Genomic DNA, 21210 nt, shown 5'->3' on the forward strand with positions numbered 1-21210 from the left:
TTTCCGGGTTCGGGCGTGCAACACTGTGCGGCCCGGGCTCTTGCTCTTCGGACTGCTCTGTGTATGTGGTTGTAGTGCAATGGATCTGGTTATGGAACGGGACCACCGAGGCGTCCGTTGGTGGCGTCGAGGATGGCCCGGTCGACCAGGTCGAGGGCTTCCTTCTGGGACACCTTCTCCTTCTCGACGATGACGCGACGGCCGACGTCCTCGTCGACCACGCGCAACGCTCCTGTGACTGCTGCGGCGCAGAGTCGGACGGTCAGGTGATCCAGGGGTAGAGCGAGTCGCCTGGCGACGACGGGGAGGAAGTCGCGCTCGAGCTGGTCGTGCACCAGCAGCAGTGCGGTCCGCAACGACGGTTCGTCGAGTGACAGCACCGTGATCTGCAGTGCGCTCACCTCATCGGCCAGTTCGTCCGGCGTCAGCGGGTTGTCGCGCATGTTCGCGGCCATGTGCTCGGCGAGTGACAAATGTTCCGGCCAGCGGTTGGCCAGTTCGATGAAGCGGTGCGCCGACTGCGCCAGCATGGGCTCGACACAACTCTCCTTGGTTCGGAAGTAACGCCAGATGGTGCGTGTGGAAAGTCCCGCGGCAGCGGCAATGTCAGCGCCGCTGGTGGCTGATACGCCGCGTTCCCAGAACAGGTTGCACGCGTGCCGGGACACCTTCAGTCGTGCTTGGGCATGCCGTTTGGTGCTGATGTGGACCACCTCCCTGTCACTTAGTGACAGCTCCACTCTGTCACTTAGTGACAATGTGGTCAAGGGGGCGTGGTTGTTGCCCGGTTCTCGCGGTTCCACATACTGTTGCGGCAATGGAGCCTGAGCCCGGTGCCGAGGAACCGCCCGCCGAGGTCGGCTCCCGTGGTGCCTCGCAGGGGTTGGCTGCCTGGCTCAAAGGCACCAACTCCAACCCCGGTTTCGTCGGCTTCATCCGTCGGGCGCGCCGGGCGCTTCCGGGAGACCCCGACTTCGGTGACCCGTTGTCCATGGCCGGCGATGGTGGGCCACGCGCCGCTGCGCGGGCCGCCGACCGGCTACTGGGTGCTCGTGACGCGGCCACCCGCGAAGTGAGCCTGGCCGGGCTTCAGGTGTGGCAGGCGCTGACCGAGCGCGTCTCGCGCAAGCCGGCAAATCCCGAGGTGACCATCGTGTTCACCGACCTCGTGGGCTTCTCCGAATGGTCACTGCGTGCCGGTGATGGTGCGACGTTACGTATGTTGCGCCAGGTCTCCGCCGCGGTGGAGCCGCCGCTGCTGGACCGTGGTGGGCACATCGTCAAACGAATGGGCGACGGACTGATGGCGGTGTTCCGGGACCCCCTGACGGCGGTGGCGGCCGTGCTGGCTGCCCGCGATGCGGTGAAAACCGTTGAGGTGGAAGGTTATACGCCTCGAATTCGGTGTGGCCTACACACCGGCCGGCCACAGCGCCTCGGTGCGGACTGGCTGGGCGTCGATGTCAACATTGCCGCGCGTGTCATGGAGCGCGCGGTGCGTGGTGGCGTGATGATCTCGGGGCCGACGCTGGATTTGATCGACGTGGACCAACTCGACGCACTGAATGTGGCCGCCAAGCGTGTGCGCAAGCAGGTGTTCGCCCCCAAACCGTCGGGTGTCCCAGCAGATCTGGTGATGTACCAGCTGCGCTCCAAGCGTGAGGTCGACGACGAGCTCGATCAGTAACCTGCGTCACACTCGATGCGTTCAAAAGTGCTGGGGTGTAGCGAATCTCATACTCCGAAACTTGCGTTACACAGAATTAACATGGAGCATTTGAGCGTTCGCATTGGTGGTGACACCAGTCGCCGGACGCAACGTATCAAGGAGCAGAACAACCATGTCCATCTCGCAGTACCGTGCCTCGTTCAAGCGGAACCGGCAGGTACGCCGCCTCTACGCGCGGATCAACGAACTTCCCGACTCGACTGTCCGTGAAGAGCTGCTCGCCATCGCGCAGCGTCACGAATTCGGCGATCGCTGACCTTCAGCGAAACTCGTCGGCGCTGGCTTCGATCCAGTCCGACCGCCATGACTCCGGTGGGTCCTCCAGCAACTCACCGGGCATGAGCCACTCATAGATCTCGGCGTAGGTGCGGGTGCGCTGGCCCTCGATGCGGCGGTTGAGCATCGCGGGGGACAGCTCCTGGAAACCGTCCAGACCCATCGACGCGACGATCTGTGCGGCGCTGGCCACGGTGGCACGCTGGAAGTTGAACACCCGCTGGGTCTTGTCGGGCACCGACAGTGCCCTCGTCCGCGCCGGGTCCTGTGTGGCCACCCCGGTGGGACAGTGATTGGTGTGGCACTTCAGCGCCTGGATGCAGCCGACGGCGAACATCATCGCCCGCGCCGAGAGCGTGAAATCGGCGCCCTGGATGATGCGGCTCACAATGTCGACGCCGCTGGCGACCTTGCCGGACGCGCCGATGCGCACCCGGTCCCGTAGGCCGGCGCCCACCAGGGCGTTGTGCACCAGCATCAGCCCCTCGGTCAGCGGCATGCCCACGTGGTCCTCGAACTCCTGCGGCGCGGCGCCGGTGCCGCCTTCGGAGCCGTCGACGATCACGAAATCCGGGGTGATGCCGGTGGCCAGCATGGCCTTGCAGATCGACAGGAACTCGGTGCGGGCACCCACACAGAGCTTGAAACCGACAGGTTTGCCCCCGGCCAGCCGGCGCAGCGTGGCCACGAACTCCAGCAGGCCGACCGGGGTGTCGAAGGCGGTGTGCGCCGGGGGTGAAACCACCGTGCGTCCCACTGGAACACCGCGGGTGGCAGCAATCTCGGGGCTGACCTTCGCCCCGGGTAGAACTCCGCCGAGTCCGGGTTTGGCGCCTTGCGACAACTTGATCGAGATCACCTTCACCGCAGTCAATTTCGCCTTGTCGGCGAACTTCGCGGCGTCGAAGTTGCCCTCGGCGTCGCGGCAGCCGAAGTAACCGGAGCCGATCTCCCAGATCAGGTCGCCGCCCGGACGCAGGTGGTATGGGCTGATACCGCCCTCTCCGGTGTCATGCGCGAACCCGCCCCGTGCCGCACCGCCGTTGAGTGCCTCGATCGCGTTGGCCGAAAGCGCGCCGAAACTCATCGCCGAGACGTTGAGCACGGCGATGTCGTACGGCTGTGTGCACTGCGGCCCGCCCAAACGGACCCGCGGAGCGATGTCGGGGGCGACCTTGGCCCGCAGCGAGTGCCGCAGGAACTCATACCCCAGCGCGTTGACGTCGCGCAGCGTGCCGAACGGCTCGTCGCCCTTGGTGCCCTTGGACCGCTGGTAGACCAGATCCCGCGTCTCGCGATCGAACGGGGTTGCCTCGGTGTCCGATTCCACGAAGTACTGCCGGATCTCCGGCCGGATCTTCTCGGCCACGAATCTGGCGTGCCCGAGGATGGGGTAGCTGCGCAGGATGGTGTGCCGTGTCTGCAGCAGGTCCCAGGTGCCCAGCGCCGCCAGTCCGGCGATCGCCCCGGCCGGCAGCCACCACCACGGGTTGACAGCGAACGCGAGCAATACCGACAAGGCTGTAAGCAGCCAGACCGAGACGACGAAGGCCCCTCTGAGCAAGACTCCTCTGAGCACGGCGCGAGGGTATCGCGAGGCCATCACCTATGATCGGCACTTGCGTTTATGCCGGATACCGACATCGAGGAGCCGCGTCGCGTGGGTGAAGAGGCCCAGGTCCCAGACCTCTCTGACGAGACCCTGACCAAAGCCGTCAGCGCGGCGGGTCATGCCTTCAGCCTGGCCGGTGACCTCGACGCACTGGCCCGTGCCAAAACCGAACACCTGGGCGACAAGTCCCCGCTGGCGCTGGCTCGCCAGGCGCTGGGGGCCCTGCCCAAGGCCGACCGTGCCGACGCGGGCAAGCGCGTCAACGTCGCGCGGAGCGCCGCTCAGAAGCTCTATGACGACCGCCTGGCGGTCCTGCGCGCCGAGCGCGACGCCGCGGTCCTGGTGGCCGAACGCATCGACGTGACGTTGCCCTCCACTCGCCAACCGACCGGCGCCCGGCACCCGATCACCATCCTGGCCGAGCACATCGCGGACACCTTCATCGCGATGGGCTGGGAGCTGGCTGAGGGGCCCGAGGTGGAAACAGAACAGTTCAACTTCGACGCGTTGAACTTCCCGCCGGACCACCCGGCGCGCAGCGAATCGGACACCTTCCACATCGCACCGGTCGGTTCGCGGCAATTGCTGCGCACCCACACCTCGCCCGTCCAGGTCCGTGCATTGCTGTCCCGGGAGCTGCCGGTCTACATCATCTCGATCGGCCGGACGTTTCGCACCGACGAGCTGGATGCCACCCATACCCCGGTGTTCCACCAGGTCGAAGGCCTTGCGGTGGACCGCGGCCTGACCATGGCCAACTTGAAGGGCACGCTGGACGCGTTGGCCCGCGCCGAGTTCGGTCCCGAGGCCCGCACCCGTATTCGCCCGCACTTCTTCCCCTTCACCGAGCCGTCCGCCGAGGTGGACGTCTGGTTCGCCGGCAAGAAGGGCGGTGCCGGCTGGGTCGAATGGGGCGGCTGCGGCATGGTGAACCCGAACGTGCTGCGTGCCGCGGGAATCAACCCCGAGGTCTACAGCGGCTTCGCTTTCGGCATGGGATTGGAGCGCACCCTGCAGTTCCGCAACGGCATCCCCGACATGCGCGACATGGTCGAAGGTGACGTCCGCTTTTCGCTGCCGTTCGGAGTGGGTGCCTGATGAAGCTGCCCTACAGCTGGTTGCGTGAGGTCGTGCGCGCAGGAGCCCCGGACTGGGACGTTTCCGCCGAAGTGCTGGAACAGGCGTTGATCCGGGTGGGCCACGAGGTCGAAGACGTGATCACCCTTGGCCCGGTGACCGGGCCGCTGGTTGTGGGCACGGTCGCCGAGATCGAGGAACTCACCGAGTTCAAGAAGCCCATCCGTGCCTGCAAGGTGGATGTCGGCGAACCCGGGCTGCGCGATATCGTCTGCGGTGCACGCAATTTTGCGGTCGGTGACACCGTGGTGGTGGCGCTGCCCGGGTCCGTGCTGCCGGGAGATTTCGCCATTGCGACGCGCAAGACCTACGGCCGGGTATCCGACGGCATGATCTGCTCGGCCGCCGAATTGCGGCTGGGCGCAGACCATTCCGGCATTCTGGTGCTGCCCCCGGGCACTGCGACGCCAGGGGATTCGGCCTACGACATCCTGGGCCTGGACGACGTGGTGTTCGACCTCGCGATCACCCCTGACCGTGGCTACGGGCTGTCGGTGCGCGGTATCGCCCGCGAGATCGCCTGTGCCTTCGACCTGCCGTTCGTCGACCCTGCCGACGTCGAGCCGCTGCCGGCCGACGGTGAGGCGTGGCCGCTGACCATCCAGCCCGGTACCGGCGTCAGCCGATTCGCGCTGCGTCCGGTCACCGGCATCGATCCGCACGCGCTGACGCCGTGGTGGATGCGCCGACGGCTGCTGCTGTCGGGTATCCGGCCCATCTCGCCTGCTGTGGACGTCACCAACTATGTGATGCTCGAACTCGGTCATCCGATGCACGCCCACGACCGCAGCCGGATCCACGGTGGGTTCGACGTGCGATTCGCCCGGGCGGGGGAGACCGTGGTGACCCTTGACGACGTGAAAAGGGTCCTCGATCCCGGCGACGTGCTGATCGTCGACGATGAGGCCACCGCGGCCATCGGTGGTGTGATGGGCGCCGGCACCACCGAGATCGACGACCAGTCCACCGACATCCTGCTGGAAGCCGCGGTGTGGGATCCGGCCACGATCTCGCGCACACAGCGGCGACTGCATCTGGTCAGCGAGGCCAGCCGGCGCTACGAGCGCTCTGTGGATCCGGCCATCTCGGTGGCGGCCATCGACCGTTGTTCGCGGCTGCTGGCCGAGATCTCCGGTGGCACAATCGAACCCACACTCACCGACTGGCGTGGCGATCCGCCGCGCGATGACTGGTCGCCGGCGCCGGTGCGCATGCCGGCCGACCTGCCCGACCGGACGGCGGGCGTCGGCTATCCCGAGGGCGCGGCGGTGTCGCGGCTCGAGCAGATCGGCGCAGTAGTCACCGTCGATGAACGCAACGTACTGACCGTCACGCCGCCGAGCTGGCGTCCGGACCTCAAACAGCCCGCCGACCTGGTCGAAGAGGTGCTGCGCCTCGAAGGTCTCGACATCATCCCTTCGGTGCTGCCCACCGCCCCCGCGGGTCGCGGACTCACCCGGGAACAGCAGCGTCGGCGCGCGGTCGGCAAGTCGCTGGCCCTGTCGGGATATGTCGAGATCCTGCCGACGCCGTTCCTGCCCGCCGGGGTGTTCGACACGTGGGGCCTGCCCGCCGACGATCCCCGGCGTGCCACCACCCGCGTGCTGAACCCGTTGGAATCCGACCGTCCGCACCTGGCCACCACGCTGCTGCCCGGGCTGCTAGAAGCGTTGTCCCGCAACGTTTCCCGCGGAGCGGTGGACGTTGCGCTGTTCGCCGTCGCCCAGGTGGTGCACCCCACCGAGCAGACCAGGGCCGTCGACCTGATCCCGACCGACCGGCGTCCCAGCGATGAGGAGATCGCGGCACTGAACGCCTCGCTGCCGCTGCAACCCCAGCACGTCGGTGTGGTGCTCGCCGGGCTGCGTGAGCCGCGCGGTCCCTGGGGCCCTGGGCGTCCCGTCGAAGCCGCGGACGCGTTCGAAGCGGTCCGGGTGATCGCCCGTGCTGCGGGCGTCGACGTGACATTCCAGGCCGCTGAGAAACTGCCGTGGCATCCCGGCCGCTGTGCCGAGGTGCTGGTCGACGGTGTATCGGTCGGGTACGCCGGGCAGTTGCACCCCGCGGTGATCGAACGTGCCGGCCTACCCAAGGGCACCTGTGCCGCCGAGCTGGATCTCACGGCGTTGCCGATCGACGAGCGACTTCCCGCACCGCGGGTATCGCCGTTCCCGGCGGTGTTCCAGGACGTCAGCCTGGTGGTCGGCGCGGACATCGCGGCGCAGACCGTGATCGACGCCGTGCGTGGTGGGGCGGGAGAACTCTTGGAGGCCGTGCAGCTGTTCGACGTGTACACCGGCCCGCAGGTCGGTGAGGGCCGCAAGTCGCTGACCTTGGCGTTGCGGTTCCGGGCGCCGGATCGCACGCTCACCGAAGACGAGGCCAGCGCCGCCCGCGATGCCGCGGTGGCCGCCGCATCGGCCAGCATCGGCGCCGTCCTCCGGGGCTGAGTTCTCTTTGTCGAGCAGACGCAAACTCGAGTGATGTGCGACCAAACAACTCGAGTTTGCGACTGCTCGCGTTAATGAGTTTGCAACTGGCTGCATAAAAATGCAAGGATGCGTGTATGCCCAAGACAGTGGCGTTGGCCGGTGCCAGCGGATATGCCGGTGGTGAGATTCTGAGACTGCTGCTCGGCCATCCGGCCGTGGCAGACGGGCGTCTGACCATCGGAGCACTGACTGCCGCCGCGTCCGCGGGGACCACCCTCGGTGAGCACCACCCGCACCTGCTGCCGCTGGCCGACCGGGTGCTGCTGCCCACCGACATCGACGTGTTGACCGGGCACGACATCGTGTTCCTGGCGCTGCCGCACGGCCACTCGGGTGCCATCGCCGAGCAGCTGGGTCCCGACACCGTGGTGATCGACTGCGGCGCCGACTTTCGGCTCACCGACGCGGCGGCCTGGACGCGGTTCTACGGCTCCGAGCACGCCGGCAGTTGGCCCTACGGTCTGCCGGAACTGCCCGGTGGGCGTGAGGCACTCAACGGCGCCACCCGCATCGCCGTGCCCGGCTGCTATCCCACCGCCGCCCTGCTGGCCCTGCTGCCCGCCGTCGCCGCCGACCTGGTCGAGGCGCAAGTCACCGTGGTTGCCGTCAGCGGCACCTCGGGTGCGGGCCGAGCTGCCAAGGTGGACCTGCTGGGTTCTGAGGTGATGGGCTCGGCGCGGGCCTACAACATCGGCGGTGCGCACCGGCACACCCCGGAGATCGCGCAGGGGCTCAGAAAGGTCACCGACAAGCCTGTGACCGTATCGTTCACCCCGGTGCTGATCCCGACCTCGCGCGGCATCCTGGCCACCTGCACCGCCCGTACCGCGGCATCGGTTGCCGAGCTACGCGCCGCCTATGAAAAGGCTTACGCCAGCGAACCTTTTGTCCACCTGCTGCCGGAAGGTCAACTGCCCAAGACCGGATCTGTGATCGGCAGCAACGCCGCCCAGCTGCAGATCGCCGTGGACTCCGACGCCGGCACATTCGTTGCTGTCTGTGCCATCGACAACCTGACCAAAGGCACCGGCGGGGCCGCTGTTCAGTCGATGAACCTGGCACTGGGCTGGACTGAAACCGAAGGATTGTCGACCGTGGGAGTGGCACCGTGACGGAAGCCTTGAACATCGCACCTGGCAGCCGGATCTTGCGGACCCAAGGCGTCACCGCACCCGCCGGATTCCGTGCCGCCGGAATCTCCGCTGGTATCAAGGCATCCGGCAAGCTGGACCTCGCGCTGGTGTTCAACGAAGGTCCCGACTACGCCGCCGCGGGCGTGTTCACCCGCAACCAGGTCAAGGCGGCACCCGTGCTGTGGAGCCAGCAGGTGCTCACCACCGGCCGGCTGCGCTCGGTGATCCTCAACTCCGGTGGCGCCAACGCCTGCACCGGCCCCGGCGGGTTCCAGGACACCCACGCCACCGCCGAAGCCGTAGCTGCCGCCCTGTCTGCCTGGGGGACCGAGACCGGCGCCGTCGAGGTCGCCGTCTGCTCCACCGGCCTGATCGGTGACCGGCTGCCCATGGACAAGGTGTTGGCCGGTGTGCGGGAGATCGTGCACGAGATGGCAGGTGGGCTGTCCGGTGGCGACGAAGCGGCCCGCGCCATCATGACTACCGACACTGTGCCCAAACAGGTTTCGCTGCATCACGCGGACAACTGGACCGTCGGCGGCATGGCCAAGGGTGCGGGCATGCTGGCGCCCTCGCTGGCGACCATGCTCGTGGTGATCACCACCGACGCCGTTGCCACACCCGACGCGCTGAACACGGCACTGCGGAACGCGACAGCAAAGACCTTCGACCGTCTGGACGTCGACGGCAGCTGCTCCACCAATGACACCGTGCTGCTGCTGAGCTCCGGAGCCAGCGAGATCACGCCCACCCAGGAGCAGCTGAACGACGCAGTGATGAAGGTGTGCGACGACCTGTGCGCGCAACTGCAGGCCGATGCCGAGGGTGTCACCAAGCGCATCGTCATCACCGTCGCCGGTGCGCATACCGAGGACGACGCCGTGGTGGCGGCCCGGGTGATCGCCCGCGACAGCCTGGTCAAGACCGCGCTGTTCGGCTCCGACCCCAACTGGGGCCGGGTGCTGGCTGCCGTGGGCATGGCTCCTGTCACGCTGGACCCCAACCGGATCTCGGTGTCGTTCAACGGCTCTGATGTGTGCATCGACGGTGCGGGCGCTCCTGGCGCGCGGGACGTCGATCTGTCCGGCGAAGAGATCGTGGTGCGCGTCGACCTGGGCGCAGGCGATGCCGAGGCCTCGATCCGCACCACCGACCTGTCTCACGCGTACGTCGAAGAGAACTCGGCCTACAGCTCATGACCGCCATCACCACCAAGGCCGAAGTTCTTGCCGGGGCTCTACCGTGGCTCAAACAGCTGCACGGCAAGATCGTCGTGGTCAAGTACGGCGGCAACGCCATGACCGACGACACTCTCAAGAAGGCCTTCGCCGACGACATGGTGTTCCTGCGCAACTGCGGCATCCGGCCCGTGGTGGTGCACGGCGGCGGCCCGCAGATCTCGGCGATGCTCAAGAAGCTGGGCATTGCAGGCGATTTCAAAGGCGGCTTCCGGGTCACCACCCCTGAGGTGCTCGACGTCGCGCGCATGGTCCTCTTCGGTCAGGTCGGCCGCGAGCTGGTGGGCCTGATCAACGCCCACGGACCGTACGCCGTCGGTGTCACCGGTGAGGACGCCCAGCTGTTCACCGCGGTACGCCGCAGCGTCACCGTCGACGGGGTGGCCACCGACATCGGCCTGGTGGGCGACGTGCAGAAGGTCAACGCCGACTCGCTGCTGGATCTGATCGAGGCCGGCCGGATCCCGGTGGTGTCCACCATTGCTCCCGATGTCGTGGGCATCGTGCACAACATCAACGCCGACACCGCCGCCGCCGCACTGGCTGAGGCGCTGGGTGCCGAGAAGCTGCTGATGCTCACTGATGTCGAAGGTCTCTACACCGACTGGCCGGATCGGACCTCCCTGGTCAGCGAGATCGACACCGACAGCTTGACCGCGCTGCTGCCCAAGCTCGAATCCGGCATGGTACCCAAGATCGAGGCCTGCTTGCGTGCTGTCAACGGCGGGGTGCCCAGCGCACACGTCATCGACGGCCGTGTGCAGCACTGCGTGATCGCCGAACTGTTCACCGATGAGGGGGCGGGTACGAAAGTGGTTCCGTCATGACGAACACCGAAGCGCTGCAACACCGTTGGCAATCGGTGATGATGAACAACTACGGCACTCCCGCCATGGCTCTGGCCAGCGGTGACGGCGCCGTGGTCACCGACCCCGACGGCAAGACCTACCTGGACATGCTCGGCGGCATCGCGGTGAACCTGCTTGGACACCGGCATCCGGCGATCGTCGAGGCGGTCACCGCTCAGCTGAACACCCTGGGGCACGTCTCGAACTTCTATGCCACCGAGCCCGGAATCGCGTTGGCCGAAGGGCTTGTCGACCACTTGGGCGCACCGGCCAAGGTGTTCTTCTGCAACTCGGGCACCGAAGCCAACGAGGTGGCATTCAAGATCACCCGACTCACCGGCCGTATCAAAGTAGTTGCCGCCGAGGGTGGTTTCCATGGACGCACCATGGGCTCGCTGGCTCTGACCGGGCAGCCGTCCAAGCGCGAACCCTTCGAACCGTTGCCCGCCGGAGTCACCCACGTGCCCTACGGCGATGTCGAGGCGCTGAAAGCAGCCGTCGACGACGAGACTGCCGCGGTGTTTCTCGAACCGATCATGGGGAGGGCGGCGTCGTCGTCCCGCCCGCCGGCTACCTGGCCGCCGCTCGCGAGATCACCAGCGCGCACGGCGCCCTCCTCGTTCTGGACGAGGTGCAGACAGGGGTGGGGCGCACCGGCGCCTTCTACGCACACCTTCACGATGGCATCACCCCGGACGTGGTGACCCTGGCCAAGGGGCTGGGCGGCGGTCTACCGATCGGTGCCTGCCTGGCCATCGGACCCACCGCCGACCTGCTGACCCCCGGCCTGCACGGCAGCACCTTCGGCGGCAACCCGGTGTGCACCGCGGCGGCGCTGGCTGTGCTGCGCACCTTGGCCGCCGAGGATCTGGTGGCCCGCGCCGGGGTGGCGGGCAAACACCTGAGCGCCGGCATCGAAGCACTGAATCACCCGCTGGTGAGCCATGTTCGGGGCAAGGGCCTGCTGCTGGGTGTGGTGCTCACCGAGGCCAGGGCCAAGGCCGTCGAGACCGCTGCCCGCGACGCCGGATTTCTGGTGAATGCGCCGGCCGCCGAGGTCGTGCGGCTGGCGCCGCCGATGATCATCACCGACGAGCAGATCGACACGTTCCTGACCGCCCTGCCCGCCATACTCGATACCGCCAAGGACACGCAATGAGCCGCCATTTCCTGCGCGACGACGATCTGACACCGGCCGAGCAGGCCGAGGTACTGGCACTGGCCGCCGAACTCAAGCAGGCCCCGATGAGTCGGCGACCGCTGGAAGGCCCGCGAGGCGTAGCGGTGATCTTCGAGAAGAACTCCACCCGCACTCGGTTCTCGTTCGAGATGGGTATCGCTCAACTCGGTGGGCATGCCGTGGTGGTGGACGGCCGCTCCACCCAGCTGGGCCGCGAGGAGACCCTGGAGGACACCGGAAAGGTGTTGTCCCGCTACGTCGATGCCATCGTCTGGCGCACCTTCGCCCAGGAGCGGTTGACGGCCATGGCCTCGGGCTCGACAGTACCGATCGTCAACGCGCTGTCCGACGAGTTCCACCCCTGCCAGGTGTTGGCCGATCTGCAGACCCTGGCTGAGCGCAAGGGCTCGCTGAAGGGCTTGAAGCTGACCTACTTCGGCGACGGCGCCAACAACATGGCGCACTCGCTGATGCTCGGGGGTGTCACCGCCGGCATCGATGTCACCATCGCCGCACCCACGGGCTTCGAACCGCACCCGGCGTTCGTCGCTGCGGCCCGGGCCCGTGCCGAACAGACCGGTGCCACCGTCACTCTCACCGGAGACGCGTCCGAAGGTGCGCGCGGCGCCGACGTCCTGGTGACCGACACCTGGACCTCGATGGGACAGGAGAACGACGGCCTGGACCGGGTGCGTCCGTTTCGGCCGTTCCAGGTGAACGCCGAGCTGCTGACCAAAGCGGACTCCGACGCCCTTGTGCTGCACTGCCTTCCAGCTCATCGTGGGCACGAGATCACCGACGACGTGCTCGACGGCCCCCAGAGTGCGGTCTGGGACGAGGCAGAGAACCGGCTGCACGCCCAGAAAGCGCTCCTGGTGTGGTTGCTAGAGAACAGATGACAGCGACCACCCGTGCCGGACGGCAGGCCCGTATCGTGGCACTGCTGTCGGAGCAGTCGGTGCGCAGCCAGAGCGAACTCGCGGGCCTGCTGGCCGCCGAGGGCATCGACGTCACCCAGGCAACCTTGTCGCGTGACCTCGAGGAACTGGGTGCGGTGAAACTGCGTGGCGCCGACGGCGGCGTCGGTGCCTACGTCGTCCCCGAAGACGGCAGCCCGGTACGCGGGGTCACCGGCGGCACCGAACGGGTGACCCGGCTGCTGTCCGATCTGCTGGTGTCCACAGATGCCAGCGGTAATCTCGCGGTGCTGCGCACCCCGCCGGGCGCAGCGCACTACCTGGCCAGTGCCATCGACCGGGCGTCGCTGCCGTATGTCGTCGGCACCATCGCCGGAGACGACACCATCCTGGTGGTGGCCAGGGAGCCGATGACCGGCGCCGAACTTGCTTCGACCTTCGAAAACCTGCAGTAACTACAAAGGAGAACAACAACATGTCCGATCGCGTCATCTTGGCGTACTCCGGCGGGCTGGACACTTCGGTGGCCATCAGCTGGATCGGCAAGGAGACCGGCCGTGAGGTCGTCGCCGTCGCCATCGACCTGGGCCAGGGCGGTGAGGACATGGAGGTCGTCCGGCAGCGCGCACTGGACTGCGGGGCCGTCGAAGCCGTCGTTGTCGACGCCCGCGACGAGTTCGCCAACGAGTACTGCCTGCCGACCATCCAGTCCAACGCGCTCTACATGGACCGCTACCCGCTGGTGTCAGCCATCAGCCGTCCGCTGATCGTGAAGCATCTCGTGGCTGCCGCCCGCGAGCACAACGGCGGCATCGTCGCCCACGGCTGCACCGGCAAGGGCAACGACCAGGTGCGCTTCGAGGTCGGTTTCGCGTCGCTGGCCCCCGATCTGGAGGTCCTCGCCCCGGTCCGCGACTACGCCTGGACTCGCGAGAAGGCCATTGCGTTCGCCGAGGAGAACGCCATCCCGATCAACGTCACCAAGCGCTCGCCGTTCTCCATCGACCAGAACGTGTGGGGCCGGGCGGTGGAAACCGGCTTCCTGGAACACCTCTGGAACGCCCCCACCAAAGACGTCTACGACTACACCGAAGACCCGACCCTCAACTGGAGTAGCCCCGACGAGGTGATCGTGGGCTTCGACAAGGGTGTCCCCGTCTCGATCGACGGCCGTCCCGTGAGCGTGCTGGAGGCCATCGTCGAGCTCAACCGCCGCGCCGGCGCGCAGGGCGTCGGTCGTCTGGACGTGGTGGAAGACCGCCTGGTCGGCATCAAGAGCCGGGAGATCTACGAAGCCCCTGGCGCGATGGTGCTGATCACCGCACACACCGAGCTCGAACACGTCACCCTCGAGCGCGAGCTGGGTCGCTACAAGCGCGGCACCGACCAGAAGTGGGGCGAGCTGGTGTACGACGGCCTCTGGTATTCGCCGCTGAAGCGCGCGCTGGAGTCGTTCGTCGCGCACACCCAGGAACACGTCACCGGCGAGATCCGGATGGTGCTGCACGGCGGGCACATCGCGGTCAACGGCCGTCGCAGCCCCACCTCGCTCTACGACTTCAACCTGGCCACCTACGACGAGGGCGACAGCTTCGACCAGTCGTCGGCCAAGGGCTTTGTGCACGTGCACGGCCTGTCGTCGAAGATCTCGGCCAAGCGCGACCTCAGCCTGTAACTGCCATGGCGAGCGTGCGTGTGTGTTGCGTACAGACACGCACGCTCGCGCCTGACAAGGGAGCGATATGAGCACCAATGAAGGCGCGCTGTGGGGTGGCCGATTCGCCGACGGGCCATCGGCGGCACTGGCGGCGCTGAGCAAGTCCACCCACTTCGACTGGGTGCTGGCGCCCTACGACGTCACCGCATCCAAGGCCCACGCCCGGGTGCTGTTCAACGCGGGCCTGCTCACCGAAGAACAGCGTGACGGGCTGCTCGCGGGCCTGGACTCCCTGGGTGAGGACGTCGCCGACGGCAGCTTCGGACCCATCATCACCGACGAGGACGTGCACGGCGCGCTGGAGCGCGGCCTCATCGATCGGGTGGGTCCGGACCTGGGCGGCCGGCTGAGGGCAGGCCGGTCCCGCAACGACCAGGTAGCCACCCTGTTCCGGATGTGGCTGCGCGACGCGCTGCGCCGCGTCGCAGACGGAGCGCTCGAGGTGGTGGCTGCACTGGCCACCCAGGCCGCCGCGCACCCGACGGCGATCATGCCCGGCAAGACCCACCTGCAGAGCGCGCAGCCCGTGTTGCTGGCACATCACCTGCTGGCGCACGCTCATCCGTTGCTGCGTGACGTCGACCGGATCGCCGACTTCGACGACCGCACCGCGGTGTCGCCCTACGGATCCGGCGCGCTGGCGGGCTCGTCGCTGGGGCTGGACCCCGACGCCATCGCCGCCGATCTCGGCTTCGCCACGGCCGCCGACAACTCTATCGACGCCACCGCCGCACGGGACTTCGCCGCCGAGGCAGCCTTCGTCCTGGCCATGATCGCCGTTGACCTGTCGCGGCTCGCCGAGGACATCATCCTCTGGAGTTCAACGGAATTCGGATACGTCACGCTGCACGACTCATGGTCCACCGGTAGCTCGATCATGCCGCAGAAGAAGAACCCCGACATCGCCGAGTTGGCCCGCGGCAAATCCGGGCGGCTGATCGGCAACCTCGCCGGACTGCTGGCCACCCTGAAAGCCCAACCGCTGGCCTATAACCGGGACCTGCAGGAAGACAAGGAACCCGTCTTCGACTCGGTGGCACAGCTGGAACTGCTGCTACCCGCGATGGCAGGGCTGGTCGGCACCTTGACCTTCGACGAGCAGCGGATGGCCGAACTGGCGCCCGCGGGCTTCACCCTGGCGACAGATATCGCCGAATGGCTTGTCCGGCAAGGAGTTCCCTTCCGAGTTGCCCACGAGGCAGCAGGTGCGGCCGTCAAGACGGCAGAAGGCCGCGGCGTCGGCCTCGACGAACTCACCGACGACGAGCTCGCCGGCATCAGCCCCGCCCTGACTCCCGAGGTGCGCGACGTCCTGACCGTCGAGGGCTCGGTGGCTGCGCGCGACGCCCGCGGCGGCACTGCTCCCATCCAGGTGGCCAAACAGCTGGGCACGGTCCGCGACACCACCGATGCATTGCGGCTCCGGTTGCGTCGCTGAACCTGCCAAGATGGCCTCATGAACATCGCGGGATCGGTGGCGTTGGTCACCGGAGCAAACCGGGGTATGGGTCGCGTCTACGCTGAAGCGCTGCTGGGACGTGGGGCGAGCAAGGTATACGCCGCTGCGCGCAACCCCGAGGCCGTCGACATCGACGGCGTCGTACCTATCGCCCTCGACATCACCGACGCGGATTCGGCGGCGGCTGCTGCCGCGGCGGCCACCGACGTCACGCTGTTGATCAACAACGCCGGCGTCTCCGCGGGCCAGAACCTGGTCACCGGTGACCTCGACAAGATCCGTATGGAGATGGACACCAACTTCTTCGGCACGCTCAACGTGATTCGGGCGTTCCCCCCGGTGCTGGGCGGCAACGGCGGCGGAGCGATCCTCAACATGCTCTCGGTGCTGTCCTGGCTGTCGCTGCCGAGGTCCACGTCGTACTCGGCGGCCAAAGCTGCGGCCTGGTCTCTCACCAACGGCATCCGCATCGAACTCGCGGCGCAGGGCACCCAGGTCACCGGATTGCACGTCGGCGCCGTCGACACCGATATGACGTCAGGACTTGACGTCCCGAAGTCCGCGCCGGCCGACGTCGTCGCCATGGCACTCGACGGTATCGAGGCAGGCAGCCTCGAAGTGCTGGCCGACGACACCAGCAGGTACGTCAAGAGCCGACTGTCTGAGCCTCCGGTCACACCGTAGAGTTCGCTGGATGGGCGCTGGAGTCATCGCGAGCTCGCCCGGCCGGATACGACGATGGTTTGCCGGGCTGGGTTTCGCGCAGATGTGGCGGCTGGTGGTGCTGCTGGTGCTGGCGGCGACGGCCGCGTTCGGCGGGCTCGACGGCGTGAACACCGCGGTGACGGTGTTCGAGCCCGGACAGCAGTTCAGCGACGGCCAGTACACGCTGACCGTCGACCGTGCTTCAGTGGTCGAACAGATCGACGGCGTCCTCTACGACAACCCAGGATCGCAGTACCTGGGCGTGGTGGTGCAGATCCGCAACGACGGCAACACTCCAGGCAACCTGCTGCGCACGCTCAAGCTGCAGGGCTTCCCCAACCAGCGTCTTGTGGGTGCCTATCGGATGGCCGACAGTACTTACAACACCAATCTCGGACCGGGGCTCTCGCAGGAGACGGCGTTCTTCTGGGAACTTCCCGACGGAAGTTTCGAACCCGGTGCGACGGTGACGCTGAAGGTTCCGAAGAAGAAGTTCACCGAGCTCATGGTCAGCTACGGCGAAGCGTGGATCGACGACGCCACCGATTACGGCCAGGTGACGGTACCGGTGAAGCTCAGCTCATGACCTGGCGCAGCACCGTTCACGTACTCGCCGTGGCCGTGGTGATCGCCGCCGCGGCCTTCCTCTGGCACAACCTGCCGCGCAACAGCCAGATCTATGCCCCGTTCGATGTGACCACCGACGCAGGCACACCCGCCACCGGACGCAATGTCACCGCTACCGTGCTGGGCACCCAGATCACCCGGGTGGTGGAACCGGAGTCCGGGCGCCCGTCACGTTTGGAGGCCGCGGGCGTGTGGGTGGTGGTGAACGCGGAGGTGGCTGCCCTGGACGAACCCGGTCGGCTGTGGGTGCAACTGGAGGTCGGACCCGACACCTACACCTCGACCGATCGATTGCCTCCGACGGCGACTCCGGGCGGCACCATGCAACCGTCGATGAACTACCGGGCCGACTGGGTATTCGACGTCGCACCGGACATGTTGGCCAGGGTCGACGACGTGCGATTGCGGGTGTGGCTCGACGACGGACGGCTGGATTCGCGTCTGGTGATCCGCATTCCACTGGAGGGGCCCGGTGTCAGCAATCTCGATCGAGTCCGCCTGCCGCGACCGGCGGTGAGCGCATGATTGCACGGCAATGGCAACGCAACGTGCTCGGAGCCGCGGTGTCGGTGGGCGCCCTCGCCGCGATCACCACGACGATGTTGTCGCCCGGCTGGTCCGACTATCACGATATGACGCATCCCGAACACGTTGTGCCCGCGGGGGAGTCGGGTGAGGCGGCCGGCCAGACCTGGCGGGTGAAGACCAACCGCTTCTACACCGCCTCGCAGAACCGGCTGAATCCCGAACTGCCCGAGGGCACGCTGGTGCACGTCGTGACCGTTGAGATCGACGGCTCCGATCCCACCGGGTGCGCGCGAGCGGTGATCACCGACGGCCAACAGCGTTGGGCCACGGAGTCGGTGGGGGATACGCTGCGCTGCCGCCCGAGGGCATCAACGTCAGCTGCGGGCGTCCGGGAGTGGCGCAATTCAGTTTCCTGTTGCCTGCCGGAGTCAAGCCGACGGCGGTGGATCTCACGGATTGGATGGGACGGATTCTGGTTCGTTTGATGCTGTAGTCGCCTGGGCCACGCGTTCCACGCAGTAGACATAGGTGCTGGCGACCAGGCAGATTCGCAGCGGTTCGATGATCAGGTGTGAAGCCAGGCTCACGGTGCCCAGGTAGTTGTTCCAGAACGGCCACGGCTGTGGACCGGCCAGCCACGCCAAACCTCGCACCAGGTAGCCGTCGCCCATCTGGGCGCGGTAGAAACTGCCCGCCATGTCCAGCCATGCCAGGCCCAGGTACGCCAGCACGTACAGCGACAGCGCCAGTATCCCGCCGTGCAGGATCAACCTCAACGAGTCGACGATCGGCCGGAATTTCCCCAGCTGTCCGGTGGCGTGCTCGCGTGCCTTGTCCCGCAGGGATTTCGGCACCATGCTCCATCGGGTGTTCAGTCGCTTCTGTGCCGGGGCGGCGCGGTCGAACACCGACCAGGCCCGTCCGCCGCCGATGCGGCGGACGGTGTCGCGCCAGTTCACCGTCGAGGCCACGCCGTAGACTACGCCGGCGACCGCCAGCCAGATCAGTGGCACCGCCGCGCCGCCGAACACTGTCCGCAGCGCCCACATCAGGGTGTCCCAGGCCGTGTCGAGCGGCTGGAAATGTGAGAACAGCTCCTCTCGGGTCTTGCTGAACCACACCACAATCCGGCGTTCGGAGATCCAGCCGGCGGGATTGAGCAGCAACGTCAACCCCTGGTTCACCGAGAAGCTCAAGGCCAGGAACACCCAGAGGGTGTCCACATACACCCGGACTGCCACCATCCACTTCGGCAGCCGGTCCTTCATCCAGCTCAGCAGGTAGCGCAGCAACAGTGCTGCACCGATGAGCGCCAGGGTGTTGGTACCCACTGGAATGGACGATGGATCCAGCACCGTCGGATCCGGGTTGACCGCCGAGTCGTCCACCCGGTACATCAGCGCGCGAGCCTCGAAAGCCAGCCAGTCCTCCCGGAACATCTGCCAGGCCATGTAGATCGCGAAGAACGGCAGGACGATTGTCGAGAACACATCGACGTCACGAAGCCGCCGCGGTGAGAACCCCGCCAGCACCGGGAACGCGGGGCGCAGCACCAGGAACATGCCGATGAATGAGGCCAGCCGGGCCAGGCCGGCCAGCGGCATGATCACCGACGCCCACCACTTGTTGTCCCAGCCGGCCCACGCGGCCAGTTCGATGGCGCCGCGCCGCCCCAGGAAACCCAGCAGATAGCAGGCTGCCAGTTGCGGGAAGTACCGAACCCAGAGGGTCAGGGGCCGCAGGAGGTAGCGCACGAGGTCAACCTACTACCCAGCCCGGTCGACGATGCGGCGATGAGGGAGCGCGGCGCTACCTCTACTCGGCGGCTTCCGAGAGCTCCAACCAGCGCTCCTCGAGGTCGGCGTTCTCGGCTTCCAGTGCCCGTAGCCGCGCGGTGAGGTCGGCCAGAGCCGTGTAGTCACTCTGGTCGTGGCCGGCCATGGTGGAGTGCAGCGCGGTGATCTGTTCGCCCAAGCGCGTCAGCTTGCGCTCGACCGCGCCCAGTTCCTTGCGGGCGTTGTACTGTGCTGCACCAGAGGTGGTCTGCGAGCTCGGCACGGGTGCCGCCGCTGCTGGGGCCGGGTGCTTGTCGGCCAGCTGCAGATATTGCTCGACGCCGCCGGGAAGATGCCGCAGGGTGCCGTTGAGCACCGCGTACTGCTGGTCGGTTACGCGCTCCAACAGGTACCGGTCATGGGAGACGACGATCAGGGTGCCCGGCCACGAGTCCAGCAGATCCTCGGTGGCTGTCAGCATCTCGGTGTCAACGTCATTGGTGGGCTCGTCGAGCACCAGCACGTTCGGCTCACTGAGCAGCGTCAGCATCAGCTGCAGCCGGCGGCGCTGGCCACCGGAGAGCTCGGACACCCGGGTGGACAGTTGGTCGCGGGCGAAGCCCAGCCGCTCCAAGAGCTGAGTGGGGGTAAGTTCACGACCGTCGACCTGGTACCCCTCGCGGAGGCGGCCGATCACCTCGCGGACCATGTCTCCTTCGACGTCGGCGAGGATGCCGGCCTGCTGGTCCAGCATCGCCAGCTGAACGGTCTTGCCGCGCTTTACCCGTCCCGAGCTCGGGGTGACTGTCCCGGCTATCAACCCGAGCAGGGTCGACTTGCCCGCACCGTTGGCGCCCAGGATCCCGGTGCGCTCACCGGGGGCGATTCGCCATTCGATGTCGTGCAGGATCTCCCGCTCACCGAACCGGACCGAGACGTCGAGCAGGTCGATGACGTCCTTGCCGAGCCGCGCCGTGGCAAGTTTGGCCAGCTCGATGTTGTTGCGGATCGGGGGCACGTCGGCGATCAACGCGTTGGCTGCGTCGATGCGGAACTTCGGCTTGGAGGTGCGGGCCGGAGCACCTCGGCGCAGCCAGGCCAGCTCCTTGCGCATCAGGTTCTGCCGCTTGGCCTCCGACGCTGCGGCCATCCGGTCCCGCTCCACCCGCTGCAGGATGTAGGCGGCGTACCCGCCTTCGAACGGCTCGACGATGCCATCGTGGACCTCCCAGGTGGTGGTGGCGACCTCGTCGAGGAACCACCGGTCGTGTGTCACCAGCAGCAGTCCGCCGGTGTTGCGTGCCCAGCGTTGCTTGAGGTGTGCGGCCAGCCAGGTGATCCCCTCGACATCGAGGTGGTTGGTGGGCTCATCGAGCGCGATGACATCCCAGTCGCCCATCAACAGGGCAGCCAGTTGTACGCGGCGTCGCTGGCCACCGGACAAGGTGCCCACCTGGGCATTCCAGTCCAGGTCGGTAACCAGACCGCCCACCACGTCGCGCACCCGCGCATCACCGGCCCACTCGTGCTCGGCCATGTCGCCGACGAGGCTGAACCCCACCGTCGCCCGGTCGTCGAGGATGTCGGCCTGATCGAGAGCACCTACCCGCAGGCCGCCCACCCGGGTCACGCGCCCCGCGTCGGGGACGATCTGTCCGGTCAGCATGCCCATCAGGCTGGATTTACCGTCGCCGTTGCGTCCGACGATGCCGATGCGGTCGCCGTCGTTGACGCCGACAGTCACCGAACTGAAAACGACCCTGGTCGGGTACTCGAGGCGCAACGATTCGGCGCCGAGCAGATGTGCCACTGGGCCGACCCTATCGTGTGTGGGCAC

General features: G+C 67.1%; 19 protein-coding genes and 1 pseudogene. 16 read left to right on the plus strand and 4 right to left on the minus strand.

Annotated features, from left to right (window positions below):
• Positions 1 to 89: 89 nt before the first annotated feature.
• Positions 90 to 713 carry a TetR/AcrR family transcriptional regulator gene (locus BVC93_RS25140; protein ID WP_236950113.1) on the minus strand — a complete coding sequence of 208 codons (624 nt, stop codon included), beginning with the start codon at positions 711 to 713 and terminating at the stop codon, positions 90 to 92.
• A gap of 104 nt (positions 714 to 817) precedes the next feature.
• Between BVC93_RS25140 and BVC93_RS25145 the strand changes: the two genes are divergently transcribed.
• Together BVC93_RS25145 and BVC93_RS33655 are read left to right on the plus strand one after the other, a co-directional pair.
• Positions 818 to 1687, plus strand: a complete 870-nt coding sequence (locus BVC93_RS25145) for an adenylate/guanylate cyclase domain-containing protein (protein WP_083739820.1) — start codon at positions 818 to 820, stop codon at positions 1685 to 1687.
• Positions 1688 to 1841: 154 nt separating this feature from the next.
• On the plus strand, positions 1842 to 1985 hold the full coding sequence (locus BVC93_RS33655; protein WP_192860098.1) for a hypothetical protein: 144 nt from the start codon (positions 1842 to 1844) through the stop codon (positions 1983 to 1985).
• Between the two features lie 3 nt (positions 1986 to 1988).
• On the opposite strand, the gene BVC93_RS25150 is transcribed toward BVC93_RS33655, so the two are convergent.
• A complete protein-coding gene (locus BVC93_RS25150; RefSeq protein WP_236950498.1) occupies positions 1989 to 3515 on the minus strand; it encodes an FMN-binding glutamate synthase family protein in 1527 nt (508 codons plus the stop codon).
• Between the two features lie 117 nt (positions 3516 to 3632).
• Between BVC93_RS25150 and pheS the strand changes: the two genes are divergently transcribed.
• The 14 genes and pseudogenes from pheS (at position 3633) to BVC93_RS25220 (ending at position 18083) form a co-directional block, all read left to right on the plus strand.
• A complete protein-coding gene (pheS, locus tag BVC93_RS25155) occupies positions 3633 to 4715 on the plus strand; it encodes a phenylalanine--tRNA ligase subunit alpha (RefSeq protein ID WP_083739822.1) in 1083 nt (360 codons plus the stop codon).
• Entirely contained in the window at positions 4715 to 7204 is a 2490-nt protein-coding gene (gene pheT, locus BVC93_RS25160; protein ID WP_083739823.1) for a phenylalanine--tRNA ligase subunit beta, read from the plus strand. Before pheS ends, pheT begins: the two co-directional genes overlap by 1 nt.
• Positions 7205 to 7320: 116 nt before the next feature.
• A complete protein-coding gene (gene argC, locus BVC93_RS25165) occupies positions 7321 to 8358 on the plus strand; it encodes an N-acetyl-gamma-glutamyl-phosphate reductase (RefSeq protein WP_083739824.1) in 1038 nt (345 codons plus the stop codon).
• 8 nt (positions 8359 to 8366) lie between these two features.
• Positions 8367 to 9578: a bifunctional glutamate N-acetyltransferase/amino-acid acetyltransferase ArgJ gene (gene argJ, locus BVC93_RS25170; protein ID WP_083741321.1), complete on the plus strand. Its 1212-nt coding sequence runs from the start codon at positions 8367 to 8369 to the stop codon at positions 9576 to 9578.
• Positions 9575 to 10444 carry an acetylglutamate kinase gene (gene argB / locus BVC93_RS25175; protein WP_083739825.1) on the plus strand — a complete coding sequence of 290 codons (870 nt, stop codon included), beginning with the start codon at positions 9575 to 9577 and terminating at the stop codon, positions 10442 to 10444. Before argJ ends, argB begins: the two co-directional genes overlap by 4 nt.
• Positions 10441 to 11624: pseudogene (locus BVC93_RS25180) on the plus strand (acetylornithine transaminase). Before argB ends, BVC93_RS25180 begins: the two are co-directional and overlap by 4 nt.
• Positions 11621 to 12544, plus strand: a complete 924-nt coding sequence (gene argF / locus BVC93_RS25185) for an ornithine carbamoyltransferase (protein WP_083739826.1) — start codon at positions 11621 to 11623, stop codon at positions 12542 to 12544. Before BVC93_RS25180 ends, argF begins: the two are co-directional and overlap by 4 nt.
• Positions 12541 to 13017, plus strand: a complete 477-nt coding sequence (locus tag BVC93_RS25190) for an arginine repressor (RefSeq protein WP_083739827.1) — start codon at positions 12541 to 12543, stop codon at positions 13015 to 13017. The genes argF and BVC93_RS25190 overlap by 4 nt, the downstream gene beginning before the upstream one ends.
• A gap of 20 nt (positions 13018 to 13037) precedes the next feature.
• On the plus strand, positions 13038 to 14237 hold the full coding sequence (locus BVC93_RS25195; protein ID WP_083739828.1) for an argininosuccinate synthase: 1200 nt from the start codon (positions 13038 to 13040) through the stop codon (positions 14235 to 14237).
• A 67-nt stretch (positions 14238 to 14304) separates the two neighbouring features.
• A complete protein-coding gene (argH, locus tag BVC93_RS25200; RefSeq protein WP_083739829.1) occupies positions 14305 to 15717 on the plus strand; it encodes an argininosuccinate lyase in 1413 nt (470 codons plus the stop codon).
• An 18-nt stretch (positions 15718 to 15735) separates the two neighbouring features.
• Positions 15736 to 16422, plus strand: coding sequence for an SDR family oxidoreductase (locus BVC93_RS25205; RefSeq protein ID WP_083739830.1), 687 nt, complete (start codon positions 15736 to 15738; stop codon positions 16420 to 16422).
• A gap of 10 nt (positions 16423 to 16432) precedes the next feature.
• Complete coding sequence (locus BVC93_RS25210) at positions 16433 to 17029, plus strand: hypothetical protein (protein WP_083739831.1); 597 nt, start codon at positions 16433 to 16435, stop codon at positions 17027 to 17029.
• Complete coding sequence (locus BVC93_RS25215) at positions 17026 to 17595, plus strand: hypothetical protein (protein WP_083739832.1); 570 nt, start codon at positions 17026 to 17028, stop codon at positions 17593 to 17595. The genes BVC93_RS25210 and BVC93_RS25215 overlap by 4 nt, the downstream gene beginning before the upstream one ends.
• On the plus strand, positions 17592 to 18083 hold the full coding sequence (locus tag BVC93_RS25220) for a hypothetical protein (RefSeq protein WP_083739833.1): 492 nt from the start codon (positions 17592 to 17594) through the stop codon (positions 18081 to 18083). Before BVC93_RS25215 ends, BVC93_RS25220 begins: the two co-directional genes overlap by 4 nt.
• Here the strand turns inward: BVC93_RS25220 and BVC93_RS25225 are convergent.
• Together BVC93_RS25225 and BVC93_RS25230 are read right to left on the minus strand one after the other, a co-directional pair.
• The gene (locus BVC93_RS25225) at positions 18048 to 19352 is read right to left on the minus strand and encodes a hypothetical protein (protein ID WP_083739834.1); all 1305 of its coding nucleotides are present in this window, start codon (positions 19350 to 19352) and stop codon (positions 18048 to 18050) included. The two genes, BVC93_RS25220 and BVC93_RS25225, sit on opposite strands and share 36 nt — an antisense overlap.
• A 61-nt stretch (positions 19353 to 19413) precedes the next feature.
• Entirely contained in the window at positions 19414 to 21183 is a 1770-nt protein-coding gene (locus BVC93_RS25230; RefSeq protein ID WP_083739835.1) for an ABC-F family ATP-binding cassette domain-containing protein, read from the minus strand.
• Positions 21184 to 21210 lie beyond the last annotated feature (27 nt).

It is taken from the genome of Mycobacterium sp. MS1601 (assembly GCF_001984215.1).
Classification (GTDB): Bacteria; Actinomycetota; Actinomycetes; order Mycobacteriales; family Mycobacteriaceae; genus Mycobacterium.